10 protein-coding genes are annotated in these 13,584 nt (G+C 58.7%); all 10 read left to right on the forward strand.

What is annotated here, in order from left to right; genetic code table 11:
- The first annotated feature begins 321 nt into the window (after positions 1–321).
- The 10 genes from sdhC (at position 322) to brnQ (ending at position 13,511) form a co-directional block, all read left to right on the forward strand.
- Positions 322–708, forward strand: a complete 387-nt coding sequence (sdhC, locus tag DWF74_RS24560) for a succinate dehydrogenase, cytochrome b556 subunit (RefSeq protein WP_015634665.1) — start codon at positions 322–324, stop codon at positions 706–708.
- Positions 702–1,070 carry a succinate dehydrogenase, hydrophobic membrane anchor protein gene (sdhD, locus tag DWF74_RS24565; RefSeq protein WP_011060049.1) on the forward strand — a complete coding sequence of 123 codons (369 nt, stop codon included), beginning with the start codon at positions 702–704 and terminating at the stop codon, positions 1,068–1,070. Before sdhC ends, sdhD begins: the two co-directional genes overlap by 7 nt.
- A gap of 3 nt (positions 1,071–1,073) precedes the next feature.
- Positions 1,074–2,846, forward strand: a complete 1,773-nt coding sequence (gene sdhA / locus DWF74_RS24570) for a succinate dehydrogenase flavoprotein subunit (protein WP_102878886.1) — start codon at positions 1,074–1,076, stop codon at positions 2,844–2,846.
- Between the two features lie 12 nt (positions 2,847–2,858).
- Positions 2,859–3,563 (forward strand): succinate dehydrogenase iron-sulfur subunit, encoded by a 705-nt coding sequence (locus DWF74_RS24575; RefSeq protein WP_011060051.1) that lies wholly within the window; start codon positions 2,859–2,861, stop codon positions 3,561–3,563.
- A 263-nt stretch (positions 3,564–3,826) separates the two neighbouring features.
- Complete coding sequence (locus DWF74_RS24580) at positions 3,827–6,658, forward strand: 2-oxoglutarate dehydrogenase E1 component (RefSeq protein WP_102863970.1); 2,832 nt, start codon at positions 3,827–3,829, stop codon at positions 6,656–6,658.
- A gap of 42 nt (positions 6,659–6,700) precedes the next feature.
- On the forward strand, positions 6,701–7,918 hold the full coding sequence (gene odhB / locus DWF74_RS24585) for a 2-oxoglutarate dehydrogenase complex dihydrolipoyllysine-residue succinyltransferase (protein WP_102863969.1): 1,218 nt from the start codon (positions 6,701–6,703) through the stop codon (positions 7,916–7,918).
- A gap of 103 nt (positions 7,919–8,021) precedes the next feature.
- Positions 8,022–9,458 carry a dihydrolipoyl dehydrogenase gene (gene lpdA, locus DWF74_RS24590; RefSeq protein WP_102863968.1) on the forward strand — a complete coding sequence of 479 codons (1,437 nt, stop codon included), beginning with the start codon at positions 8,022–8,024 and terminating at the stop codon, positions 9,456–9,458.
- A gap of 229 nt (positions 9,459–9,687) precedes the next feature.
- Entirely contained in the window at positions 9,688–10,854 is a 1,167-nt protein-coding gene (sucC, locus tag DWF74_RS24595; RefSeq protein ID WP_009047768.1) for an ADP-forming succinate--CoA ligase subunit beta, read from the forward strand.
- Entirely contained in the window at positions 10,854–11,735 is an 882-nt protein-coding gene (gene sucD / locus DWF74_RS24600) for a succinate--CoA ligase subunit alpha (protein WP_068587916.1), read from the forward strand. Before sucC ends, sucD begins: the two co-directional genes overlap by 1 nt.
- 462 nt (positions 11,736–12,197) lie before the next feature.
- A complete protein-coding gene (gene brnQ, locus DWF74_RS24605; RefSeq protein WP_115581880.1) occupies positions 12,198–13,511 on the forward strand; it encodes a branched-chain amino acid transport system II carrier protein in 1,314 nt (437 codons plus the stop codon).
- Positions 13,512–13,584 lie beyond the last annotated feature (73 nt).

Raw genomic sequence — 13,584 nt, forward strand, 5'->3', positions numbered from 1 at the left:
AGACAGACCCCCCACGCAGGGCCCGCACCACTATAGTGAGATAAATCTGAATGTCAATTTGCCTAAAGTCTTGTCCCAGAAGGCTTTGGGAGGGATTTTTTAGCGAAATTCAGCGCCATTTACGCCTTTTATAAGGCTAACGCAATCAGCTATTAGGGGAAGGTGTTTGCGTTGTCATTAGTAGCCTAACTGTCTATACTCGGCCACCGACCTCCGTAGGCTTCTGGGCCCGCTTTATTGGGGGTCGCACTCCCTGGGTAGTGGTTACCTGACCAGTGCACTCCCCAACAACTTTGCCCTGATTGTTAGGGGCTCTTCAGTGTGAAAAAAGCCGTGAATAGCCAACGACCTGTAAACCTAGACCTAAGGACCATCAAACTCCCCATCACCGGCGTTACGTCGTTTCTTCACCGTGTTTCCGGCATCATCCTCTTCCTGGGCATCGGCATCATGCTTTATGCATTGAGCAAATCCCTGGGCTCCGAGGAAGGCTATGCCGAGGTGAAGGCGTGCTTGACCAGTCCGCTGGCCAAATTCGTTGCGTGGGGCCTCCTGTCCGCCTTGCTGTATCACTTGGTGGCCGGTGTACGCCATCTGATTATGGACATGGGCATCGGTGAGACGCTGGAAGGCGGCAAGCTGGGCTCGAAAATCGTTATCGCCGTATCCGTGGTGGTAATCGTTCTGGCGGGAGTTTGGATATGGTAACCAGCGTTACGAACCTGTCGCGTTCGGGCCTTTATGACTGGATGGCACAGCGTGTGTCTGCGGTCGTTCTCGCGGCTTATTTCATTTTCCTGATCGGATACCTCGTAGCGAATCCGGGCATTGACTACACCCAGTGGCATGGCCTGTTCGCAAACAACTGGATGCGTATCTTCAGTCTGCTGGCCATGGTGGCCCTGGGCGCTCACGCCTGGGTCGGCATGTGGACCATCTCGACTGACTACCTGACGCCGATGGCGCTGGGCAAGTCGGCGACAGCAGTGCGTTTCCTTTTCCAGGCAGTATGCGGCGTTGCAATGTTCGCTTACTTCGTCTGGGGTGTGCAGATTCTCTGGGGTATCTGATTCATGGCTAACATTCCAACCATTTCTTTCGACGCCATCATCATTGGCGGCGGCGGCGCCGGCATGCGTGCCGCACTGCAGCTGGCCCAGGGCGGCCACAAGACTGCTGTGATCACCAAGGTGTTCCCGACCCGTTCGCACACGGTGTCTGCCCAAGGCGGCATCACTTGCGCGATCGCCTCGGCGGACCCGAACGATGACTGGCGCTGGCACATGTACGATACCGTCAAGGGTTCCGACTACATCGGTGACCAGGACGCTATCGAATACATGTGTCAGGAAGGTCCGGCTGCGGTCTTCGAGCTGGACCACATGGGTCTGCCGTTCTCTCGTACTGAAACCGGTCGTATCTATCAGCGTCCTTTCGGTGGTCAATCCAAGGATTACGGTAAGGGCGGCCAGGCTGCTCGTACCTGTGCTGCGTCCGACCGTACCGGTCACGCGCTGCTGCACACCCTCTATCAGGGCAACCTGAAAGCCGGCACCACCTTCCTCAACGAGTGGTACGCGGTCGATCTGGTGAAGAACCAGGACGGCGCCTTTGTCGGCGTGATCGCGATCTGCATCGAAACCGGCGAAACCACCTACATCCGCTCCAAGGCCACCGTTCTGGCTACCGGCGGTGCAGGTCGTATCTATGCTTCCACCACCAACGCCCTGATCAACACCGGTGACGGTGTAGGCATGGCGCTGCGTGCCGGCGTTCCGGTGCAAGACATCGAAATGTGGCAGTTCCACCCGACCGGCATCGCCGGCGCTGGTGTACTGGTGACTGAAGGCTGCCGCGGTGAAGGCGGTTACCTGATCAACAAGCACGGCGAGCGTTTCATGGAGCGTTATGCTCCGAACGCCAAAGACCTGGCAGGTCGTGACGTTGTTGCACGCTCCATGGTCAAGGAAATCATCGCCGGCAACGGCTGTGGCCCGAATGGCGACCACGTGATGCTCAAGCTCGATCACCTGGGCGAGGAAGTGCTGCACAGCCGCCTGCCTGGCATCTGCGAGCTGTCCAAGACCTTTGCCCACGTTGACCCGGTGGTTGCTCCAGTTCCGGTCGTTCCAACCTGCCATTACATGATGGGCGGCGTTGCCACCAACATTCATGGTCAGGCGATCACTCAGAACGCTGCTGGCGAAGACACCATCATCCCTGGTCTGTTCGCAGTGGGTGAAGTGGCTTGCGTATCGGTACACGGCGCCAACCGTCTGGGCGGCAACTCGCTGCTGGACCTGGTGGTGTTCGGTCGTGCAGCTGGCCTGCACCTGGAAAAAGCGCTGACCGACGGTATCGAATACCGCGATGCCAGCGACACCGACGTCGACGTTGCCCTGAACCGCCTGGCCAAGCTCAACGAGCGCACCACCGGTGAAGACGTTGCAACCCTGCGCCGCGAGCTGCAGAACTGCATGCAGAACTACTTCGGTGTATTCCGTACCGGCGAGTACATGCAGAAGGGTATTGCTCAGCTGGCTGAGCTGCGCGAGCGTATCGCCAACGTCAAGATCAACGACAAGTCTCAAGCTTTCAACACTGCGCGTATCGAAGCACTTGAGCTGCAGAACCTGCTGGAAGTGGCTGAAGCCACTGCCATCGCTGCCGAAGTGCGTAAAGAGTCCCGCGGCGCTCACGCCCGTGAAGACTTCGAAGACCGTGACGACGAAAACTGGCTGTGCCACACCCTGTACTTCCCGGGTGAGAAGCGCGTTGCCAAGCGTGCGGTCAACTTCTCGCCGAAGACTGTTCCGACTTTTGAACCAAAAGTCCGGACTTACTAAAGGGTGATCGATATGTTGCAAGTTGAAGTTTATCGTTACAACCCTGACACCGACTCGGCTCCGAAAACCCAGGTTTTCCAGGTCGACACCGGTGGCAAGGACTTGATGGTGCTGGACGTGCTGGCGCTGATCAAAGAGCAGGACGAGGGTTTCTCCTATCGTCGTTCCTGCCGTGAAGGCGTTTGCGGTTCCGATGGCATGAACATCAACGGCAAGAACGGCCTGGCGTGCATCACGCCGCTGTCCGCCGTGGTCAAGAAGAACAAGCTGGTTGTTCGTCCGCTGCCAGGTCTGCCGGTTATCCGTGACCTGGTCGTCGATATGAGCATCTTCTACAAGCAATACGAGAAGGTGAAGCCATTCCTGCAGAACGACACGCCGGCTCCGGCCATCGAGCGTCTGCAGTCCCCGGAAGAGCGCGAAAAGCTCGACGGTCTGTACGAGTGCATCCTGTGCGCTTGCTGCTCGACCTCTTGCCCGTCCTTCTGGTGGAACCCGGACAAGTTCCTGGGGCCGGCTGCTCTGCTGCAAGCCTATCGCTTCCTGGCAGACAGCCGTGACACCAAGACATCCGAGCGTCTGGCTTCCCTGGACGACCCGTTCAGCGTATTCCGCTGCCGGGGGATCATGAACTGCGTCAACGTTTGTCCGAAGGGCCTGAACCCGACTAAGGCCATCGGTCACATTCGTAACATGTTGCTGCAGAGTGGCGTGTGATTCAGCTGTTGTACCCGTAGGACCGCTGTACCCGTAAAAGCCAAGGCGCGGGCTTCAACCCGCGTCATGGCTCTAACCTGAGCAGCAGCTCACAAAGTGGCTGCTTTTATTTTTGAAGAAATGAGACAAGCAGGGGCATCCGGGCTGGTACCCGGACTATCAGCGTGATCCTAAGTGGCTTGTTTTGGTCGCTGCATTCGGACTTCTGCAAGCTTGCTCGGTGTCTTCGCCGGTGGTGTTCCCCTAACCGAGGGTGACCAAGCATGCAAGAAAGCGTGATGCAGCGCATGTGGAACAGCGCCTACCTATCCGGTAGTAACGCTGCCTATGTGGAAGAGCTCTACGAGCTCTACCTGCACGACCCTAACGCTGTGCCAGAAGAGTGGCGCACTTACTTTCAGAAGTTGCCTACCGACGGCAGCACTGCCATCGATGTTTCGCACTCGACAATCCGCGATCATTTCGTCTTGCTGGCAAAGAACCAGCGCCGCGCCCAACCGGTATCCGCCGGCAGCGTGAGCAGTGAGCACGAGAAGAAGCAAGTTGAAGTGCTGCGATTGATCCAGGCCTATCGGATGCGTGGCCACCAGGCAGCCCAGCTGGACCCGCTGGGGCTGTGGCAGCGTCCTGCACCTGCAGACCTGTCGATCAATCATTACGGCTTGACCAATGCCGATCTTGATACGACCTTCCGTGCCGGCGACCTGTTCATCGGCAAAGAGGAAGCGAGCCTACGCGAAATTCACGAAGCGTTGCAGCAGACATATTGCCGCACCATCGGCGCTGAATTCACGCACATCACCGATTCCGAACAGCGTCAGTGGTTCCAGCAGCGTCTGGAAAGCGTACGCGGCCGTCCGACCTATTCCGCCGACATCAAGAGCCACCTGCTCGAGCGCGTCACCGCCGGCGAAGGCCTGGAAAAATACCTGGGTACCAAATACCCGGGCACCAAGCGTTTCGGTCTGGAAGGTGGTGAAAGCCTGATTCCAATGCTCGACGAGCTGATCCAGCGTTCCGGTTCCTACGGCACCAAGGAAGTCGTGATCGGCATGGCTCACCGTGGCCGTCTCAACGTGCTGGTCAACACCTTCGGCAAGAACCCGCGCGAGCTGTTCGACGAGTTCGAAGGCAAGAAGAAGGTCGAGCTGGGCTCCGGTGACGTTAAGTATCACCAGGGCTTCTCGTCCAACGTGATGACCGCCGGCGGCGAAGTGCACCTGGCCATGGCGTTCAACCCGTCCCACCTGGAAATCGTTTCTCCAGTGGTCGAGGGTTCGGTGCGCGCCCGTCAGGATCGTCGCAACGACCAGACCGGCGACAAGGTTCTGCCGATCTCGATCCACGGTGACGCGGCGTTTGCCGGTCAGGGCGTGGTGATGGAAACCTTCCAGATGTCCCAGACCCGCGGTTTCCGTACCGGCGGCACTGTGCACATCGTCATCAACAACCAGGTAGGTTTCACCATCAGCAACCCGCTGGACTCGCGCTCCACCGAGTACGCTACCGACGTTGCGAAGATGATCCAGGCGCCGATCCTCCATGTGAATGGTGATGATCCGGAAGCCGTGTTGTTCGTGACCCAGCTGGCCATTGACTACCGCATGCAGTACAAGCGCGACGTGGTGATCGACCTGGTCTGCTACCGTCGTCGCGGCCACAACGAGGCCGACGAGCCAAGCGGCACCCAGCCACTGATGTATCAGCAGATCACCAAGCAGCGCACCACCCGTGAGCTGTATGCCGATCGCCTGATCCAGAGCGGTGTGCTCGACGCAGAGCGTGTTCAGGCGAAAGTCGATGAGTACCGCAATGCGCTGGACAACGGTCTGCACGTAGTGAAGAGCCTGGTCAAGGAACCGAACAAAGAGTTGTTCGTGGACTGGCGTCCATACCTGGGCCACACCTGGACCGCACGTCACGACACCACCTTCGATCTCAAGACCCTGCAGGAACTGTCCGCCAAGTTGCTGGAGCTGCCGGAAGGCTTCGTGGTTCAGCGTCAGGTTGCGAAGATCTACGAAGACCGTCAGAAGATGCAAGCCGGCGGCCTGCCGATCAACTGGGGTTACGCTGAAACCATGGCGTACGCGACCCTGGCGTTCGAAGGTCACCCGATCCGCATGACCGGCCAGGACATCGGCCGCGGCACCTTCTCGCACCGCCACGCCGTTCTGCACAACCAGAAAGATGCCAGCACTTATGTGCCGCTCAAGCATCTGTTCGAAGGGCAGCCGCGCTTTGACCTGTACGACTCCTTCCTGTCGGAAGAGGCGGTACTGGCATTCGAATACGGCTACTCGACCACCACGCCGAACGCGCTGGTGATCTGGGAAGCCCAGTTCGGCGACTTCGCCAACGGTGCGCAAGTGGTGATCGACCAGTTCATCACCAGCGGCGAGCACAAGTGGGGCCGTCTCTGCGGTCTGACCATGCTGCTGCCTCACGGTTACGAAGGTCAGGGCCCTGAGCACTCCTCGGCGCGTCTGGAGCGTTACCTGCAACTGTGTGCCGAGCACAACATTCAGGTGTGCATGCCGACCACTCCGGCACAGATCTACCACTTGCTGCGCCGTCAGGTGATCCGCCCTCTGCGCAAGCCACTGGTGGTTCTGACTCCGAAGTCGCTGCTGCGCCACAAGCTGGCCATCTCGACTCTGGAAGATCTGGCCGAAGGTTCGTTCCAGACCGTGATTCCGGAAATCGACGTACTGGACCCGAAAAAGGTCGAGCGCCTGATTCTGTGTAGCGGCAAGGTCTACTACGACCTATTGGAAAAACGCCGTGCCGAAGGTCGTGAAGACATCGCCGTCGTGCGTATTGAGCAGCTGTACCCGTTCCCTGAGGACGATCTGAACGAAGTCCTGGCTCCGTACACCAACCTCAAGCATGTGGTTTGGTGTCAGGAAGAGCCGATGAACCAGGGCGCCTGGTACTGCAGCCAGCACCATATGCGTCGCATCGTAGGCAATCACGACAAGTCGCTCGTACTCGAGTACGCGGGCCGTGACGCCTCTGCTGCGCCTGCTTGTGGCTACGCGTCGATGCACGCCGAGCAGCAGGAAAAACTGCTGCAAGATGCCTTCACTGTTTAACGCCTTCGCGCACCTGAAACCGAATTTAAGGAACCACTGATAATGGCTATCGAGATCAAAGCCCCCACTTTCCCGGAATCGGTTGCCGATGGCACCGTTGCCACCTGGCACAAGCAACCGGGCGAAGCCGTCAAGCGCGACGAGCTGATCGTCGACATCGAGACCGACAAGGTTGTGCTGGAAGTGCTGGCCACCGCTGATGGCGTACTGGGCGCTATCGTCAAGAACGAAGGCGACACCGTTCTGTCCGACGAAGTTCTGGGCTCCATCGTTGAAGGCGGTGCCGCTACCGCTGCTCCTGCCGCCGCTCCGGCCGCTGCCGCTGCTGCCCCGGCTGCCGCTGACGGCGAAGACGATCCAATCGCCGCTCCTGCCGCGCGCAAGCTGGCTGAAGAAAACGGCATCAACATCGCTTCCGTTGCCGGTACCGGCAAAGGCGGTCGTGTGACCAAGGAAGACGTGGTGGCTGCCGTTGCCGCCAAGAAAGCCGCTCCGGCTGCCGCGCCTGCCAAGGCTCCGGCTCCAGCCGCTGCTGCTCCAGTCTTCGCTGCCGGCGATCGCGTCGAGAAGCGCGTACCTATGACCCGTCTGCGTGCCAAGGTTGCCGAGCGTCTGGTTGAAGCCCAGTCGAACATGGCGATGCTGACCACCTTCAACGAAGTCGACATGACCGAAGTCATGGCTCTGCGTTCGAAGTACAAGGACCTGTTCGAGAAGTCCCACAATGGCGTGCGCCTGGGCTTCATGTCGTTCTTCGTCAAGGCCGCCACCGAAGCGCTGAAGCGCTTCCCTGCGGTCAACGCTTCGATCGACGGTTCCGACATCGTCTACCACGGCTACGCCGACATCGGTGTTGCGGTGTCCAGCGACCGTGGCCTGGTGGTTCCGGTTCTGCGTAACGCCGAGCTGATGAGCCTGGCCGAAATCGAAGGCGGCATCGCCACCTTCGGCAAGAAGGCCCGCGACGGCAAGCTGTCGATGGAAGAGATGACCGGTGGTACTTTCACCATCACCAACGGTGGTACTTTCGGCTCGATGATGTCGACCCCGATCGTCAACCCACCGCAAGCCGCTATCCTGGGCATGCACAACATCCTGCAACGTCCTATGGCGATCAACGGTCAGGTAGTAATCCGTCCGATGATGTACCTGGCGCTGTCCTACGATCACCGTCTGATCGACGGTAAAGAAGCTGTGACGTTCCTGGTGACCATCAAGAACCTGCTGGAAGACCCGGCGCGTCTGCTCCTGGACATCTAAAAAGCAGTTGCAAGCTGCAAGCGACAAGTTCCGAGCCCTTAAGGCAAGGGACTTCAAGCTTGCGGCTTGCGGCTTCTAGCTTGCCGTTAAAAGGAACCTTTTTATGACTCAGAAATTCGACGTAGTAGTGATTGGCGCGGGCCCAGGCGGTTATGTAGCTGCAATCAAGGCAGCACAGCTTGGTCTGACGACTGCTTGCATCGAGAAGTACACCGATAAAGAGGGCAAGCTGGCCCTCGGCGGTACTTGCCTGAACGTCGGTTGCATTCCTTCCAAGGCGCTGCTGGACAGCTCCTGGAAATTCCATGAGGCCCAGGACGGTTTCGCCATCCACGGTATCAGCCACGCTGGCGTGACCATGGACGTACCGGCCATGGTCGGTCGCAAGGCCAACATCGTCAAAGGCCTGACCAGCGGTGTTGCCACCCTGTTCAAAGCCAACGGCGTCACTTCGATCCAAGGCCACGGCAAACTGCTGGCCGGCAAGAAAGTCGAAGTCACCAAGCCGGACGGTTCGGTTGAAGTCATCGAAGCTGAAAACGTGATCCTGGCTCCAGGTTCGCGTCCAATCGACATTCCACCGGCCCCGGTCGATCAGAATGTCATCGTCGACTCCACCGGCGCCCTGGAATTCCAGGCCGTACCAAAACGTCTGGGCGTGATCGGCGCTGGCGTTATTGGTCTGGAACTGGGTTCGGTCTGGTCGCGTCTGGGCGCGCAAGTGACTGTCCTGGAAGCCCTGGACACCTTCCTGATGGCAGCTGACACCGCTGTTTCCAAGGAAGCGCTGAAAACCCTGACCAAGCAGGGTCTGGACATCAAGCTGGGCGCTCGCGTGACCGGCTCCAAGGTCAACGGCGAAGAAGTCGTGGTGACCTACACCGACGCCAACGGCGAACAGACCATCACTTTCGACAAGCTGATTGTCGCCGTTGGTCGCCGTCCGGTGACCACCGATCTGCTGGCTGCCGACTGCGGCGTAACCCTCGACGAGCGCGGTTTCGTGCACGTTGACGATCACTGCGCTACTACCGTACCGGGCGTCTACGCCATTGGTGACGTGGTGCGCGGCATGATGCTGGCTCACAAGGCCTCGGAAGAGGGCATCATGGTTGCCGAGCGCATCAAGGGCCACAAGGCCCAGATGAACTATGACCTGATCCCTTCGGTTATTTATACTCACCCGGAAATTGCATGGGTCGGTAAAACCGAGCAGGCCTTGAAAGCTGAAGGCGTTGAAGTTAACGTCGGCACCTTTCCGTTTGCCGCCAGCGGCCGTGCCATGGCAGCCAACGACACCGGTGGTTTCGTCAAAGTCATCGCCGATGCCAAGACTGACCGCGTATTGGGCGTCCACGTGATTGGCCCAAGCGCTGCGGAACTGGTTCAGCAAGGTGCAATCGGCATGGAATTCGGCACCAGCGCCGAAGACCTGGGCATGATGGTTTTCTCTCATCCGACCCTGTCCGAAGCCCTGCACGAAGCAGCTCTGGCTGTGAATGGCACTGCCATCCACATTGCCAACCGCAAGAAACGCTAAGCAATAATAAGAAACCACGGCGGTTGGCCCGTCGTGAGCCTTGTGCGCAAGACTCACCGCGGAATATCCGCTGGACTCGACCTCTTGAGGTAGCGCCACACACTGGACCGGGGCCCAGGCTCCGGGTTCAGGTGTGGCGCTGGTTTGAGAGTAGCGGTCACAGGTGGTGCGGCACTCAATCTTGAGCGCAGCGCCGAATGCGCAGTACCTAACGAAGACGGTAAAAAGCATGAATCTTCACGAGTATCAGGGTAAGCAGCTGTTCGCTGAATACGGCCTGCCAGTATCCAAAGGCTACGCGGTAGACACCCCGGAAGAAGCAGCAGAAGCTTGCGACAAAATCGGCGGCTCCGAGTGGGTTGTCAAAGCCCAGGTTCACGCCGGTGGTCGCGGTAAAGCGGGCGGCGTTAAGCTGGTTCGCAGCAAAGAAGACGCTAAGGCATTCGCTCAGCAGTGGTTGGGCAAGCGTCTGGTGACCTATCAGACTGACGCCAATGGCCAGCCTGTCACCAAGATCCTGGTTGAATCGTGCACTGATATCGCTAAAGAGCTGTACCTGGGCGCTGTCGTTGACCGTTCGAGCCGTCGCATCGTGTTCATGGCTTCCACCGAAGGTGGCGTGGACATCGAGAAAATCGCTCACGACACTCCAGAAAAAATTCTGAAAGCCACTATCGACCCACTGGTTGGCGCTCAGCCATTCCAGGGTCGCGAGCTGGCTTTCCAGCTGGGTCTGGAAGGCAAGCAAGTTGCCCAGTTCGCCAAGATCTTCGTGGGTCTGGCCAAACTGTTCCAGGATCACGATCTGGCCCTGCTGGAAGTGAACCCGCTGGTGATCAAGGCTGACGGCGATCTGCACTGCCTGGACGCCAAGATCAACATCGACGCCAACGCCATGTACCGTCAGCCTAAGCTGAAGACCTTCCACGATCCGTCGCAGGACGATCCGCGCGAAGCGCACGCTGCCAAGTTCGAACTGAACTACGTAGCCCTGGAAGGCAACATCGGCTGCATGGTCAACGGTGCCGGCCTGGCCATGGGTACCATGGACATCGTCAACCTGCACGGCGGTAAGCCAGCCAACTTCCTCGACGTGGGCGGCGGTGCTACCAAAGAGCGCGTGACCGAAGCTTTCAAGATCATCCTGTCCGACACCAACGTCGCAGCAGTACTGGTCAACATCTTCGGCGGCATCGTTCGCTGCGACATGATTGCCGAAGGCATCATCGGCGCTGTGAAAGAAGTCGGCGTGAAAATCCCGGTTGTTGTTCGCCTTGAAGGCAACAACGCTGAACTGGGCGCTAAAGTACTGGCAGAAAGCGGCTTGAACATCATCGCTGCTACCAGCCTGACCGACGCTGCTCAACAAGTTGTCAAAGCTGCGGAGGGCAAATAATGAGCGTCCTGATCAATAAAGACACCAAAGTTATCTGCCAGGGTATTACCGGTTCGCAAGGTAGTTTCCACACCCAGCAAGCCATCGAATACGGCACCCAAATGGTGGGTGGCGTAACTCCTGGCAAAGGCGGCACCGAGCACCTGGGCCTGCCAGTGTTCAACACCGTGAAAGACGCTGTAGCTGCCACTGGCGCCACCGCCAGCGTGATCTACGTTCCGGCTCCTTTCTGCAAGGACTCGATCCTGGAAGCAGCTTTCGGCGGCATCAAGCTGATCGTCTGCATCACCGAAGGCATTCCTACCCTGGACATGCTGGACGCTAAAGTTAAGTGCGACGAGCTGGGTGTTACCCTGATCGGCCCTAACTGCCCAGGCGTGATCACTCCAGGCGAATGCAAGATCGGCATCATGCCAGGTCACATTCACTTGCCAGGCAAGGTCGGTATCGTTTCCCGTTCCGGCACCCTGACTTACGAAGCCGTCAAGCAGACCACTGACGCCGGTTTCGGTCAGTCCACCTGCGTCGGCATCGGTGGTGACCCGATCCCAGGCTCCAACTTCATCGACATCCTGAAGCTGTTCCAGGAAGACCCGAAGACCGAAGCGATCGTGATGATCGGCGAGATCGGCGGTTCGGCTGAAGAAGAAGCGGCTGCCTACATCAAGGCTCACGTGACCAAGCCGGTTGTTTCCTACATCGCTGGTGTGACTGCTCCTCCGGGCAAGCGCATGGGCCATGCTGGCGCAATCATCTCTGGCGGCAAAGGCACTGCAGACGAGAAATTCGCTGCGCTGCAAGACGCAGGCGTGAAAACCGTGCGTTCGCTGGCAGACATCGGCAAGGCCCTGGCCGAGCTGACCGGTTGGGCTGTCAAGTAAGCCTCGCGCTTAACTGACGCTTCAACCACAAAGGCCACCTTCGGGTGGCCTTTGTGCTTTCTGCCGTAGGAGCCGGCTTGCTGGGAAGAGGCCTTCAGTTCAGTTGCTGCCTTGGGGGAGGGCTTCGCTGGCAAGCCAGCTCCTATACAAGCCGCGCTTACCTAATTCGGCTTCTATAGGCTTCGGCTCCCAGCATGCTGGCTGGTGTGCGGGGATGGGATTAAGCCCGATGGAAATATAATTTCGAAAATGCGACATCCCAATGTCGCATATCAGAAAATTCTCATTGCGCCGGTGCGTTCGTCTTGCAGATTCGGTAGGCTAGCCGCCTCTTTTTGCGTCTGCTGCCCACAAGGTAACTGCGCGCTAAACGGGTCAGTCTTATACGGATTGACAGCATTTCCCTCACCCATAAGGGAAATCCCTCTCTAAATTCCGATTCAGTAGTGTGGTATTTCCTTAATGAAAGTGTTGAAAGGCCAGGACATTCTGGCACTCGGCTTCATGACTTTTGCCCTGTTCGTTGGGGCTGGCAACATCATCTTTCCTCCTATCGTCGGTTTGCAGTCCGGACCCCATGTCTGGATGGCGGCGCTAGGTTTTCTGATCACGGCGGTCGGCCTGCCAGTGATCACCGTGGTTGCCCTGGCCAAGGTCGGTGGCGCCATGGATGCCCTGAGCAGCCCCATCGGTAAAGTCGCTGGCGGTCTGTTGGCGGCGGTCTGCTACCTTGCGGTTGGCCCGCTGTTCGCCACGCCGCGCACGGCCACTGTGTCCTTTGAAGTGGGCCTGGCGCCACTGACTGGCGAGAGCCCGCTGGCGCTGTTCCTCTACAGCTCGGCCTACTTCCTGCTGGTGTTCTTCATCTCCCTGTATCCGGGCCGCTTGTTGGATACCGTTGGCCGTTTCCTGGCGCCGTTGAAGATCATCGCGCTGGCGGTTCTGGGTATTGCAGCGGTCGCGCTGCCAGCGGGTACTGTTGGCGAGGCCACGCCTGAATATGTGGCAGCGCCGTTTTCTCAAGGTTTCATCAATGGTTACCTGACCATGGATACCTTGGGCGCTCTGGTGTTCGGTATCGTTATCGTCAACGCCATTCGCTCGCGAGGAGTCGAGTCGCCTCGACTGATCACCCGTTACGCGGTGATCGCCGGTCTGATCGCCGGGGTTGGTCTGGCCCTGGTTTATATCAGCCTGTTCCGTCTCGGTTCGGGCAGCCATGAAGTGGCCGCCGGTGCCACCAATGGCGCTGCGGTGCTGCATGCCTATGTCCAACACACCTTTGGCTCCCTGGGCAGCGGCTTCCTCGCGGTACTGATCTCCCTGGCTTGCCTGGTGACCGCTGTGGGCCTGACCTGTGCCTGCGCCGAGTATTTCAGCCGCGTAACACCGTTGTCCTATAAGACTCTGGTGGTGATCCTCGCGGTCTTCTCGCTGTTGGTGTCGAACCTTGGCCTGACCAAGCTGATCGCCTTCTCGATCCCGGTACTGACCGCCATTTATCCACCGTGCATTGCCCTGGTGGCCCTGAGCTTCTGCAAGGACTTCTGGCGGGACCAGCGGCGTATCGTTGGCCCGGTGATGCTGGTGTCTTTCGTGTTCGGTCTGATCGATGCGCTCAAGGGGGCCGGCCTGGCCGATGGTTTGCCTAGCCAGCTGGCCCACTTGCCGTTGAGCGAGCAAGGCCTGGCCTGGCTGGTGCCTTCGGTGATCGTCCTGGCGGTTGCGGTGGTTTTCGACCGTATTCTGGGCAAGCCGGCCCAAGCCCTGGCTTGATCTGCCGCTGATGGCTCTGGATCGCCACAAGCGATCCATGAGCGCCAAGGAAAATGCCTCGTATCCATCGATA

Origin of the sequence: Pseudomonas protegens (genome assembly GCF_003363755.1) — a bacterium.
GTDB classification, from domain to species: Bacteria; Pseudomonadota; Gammaproteobacteria; order Pseudomonadales; family Pseudomonadaceae; genus Aquipseudomonas; species Aquipseudomonas danubii.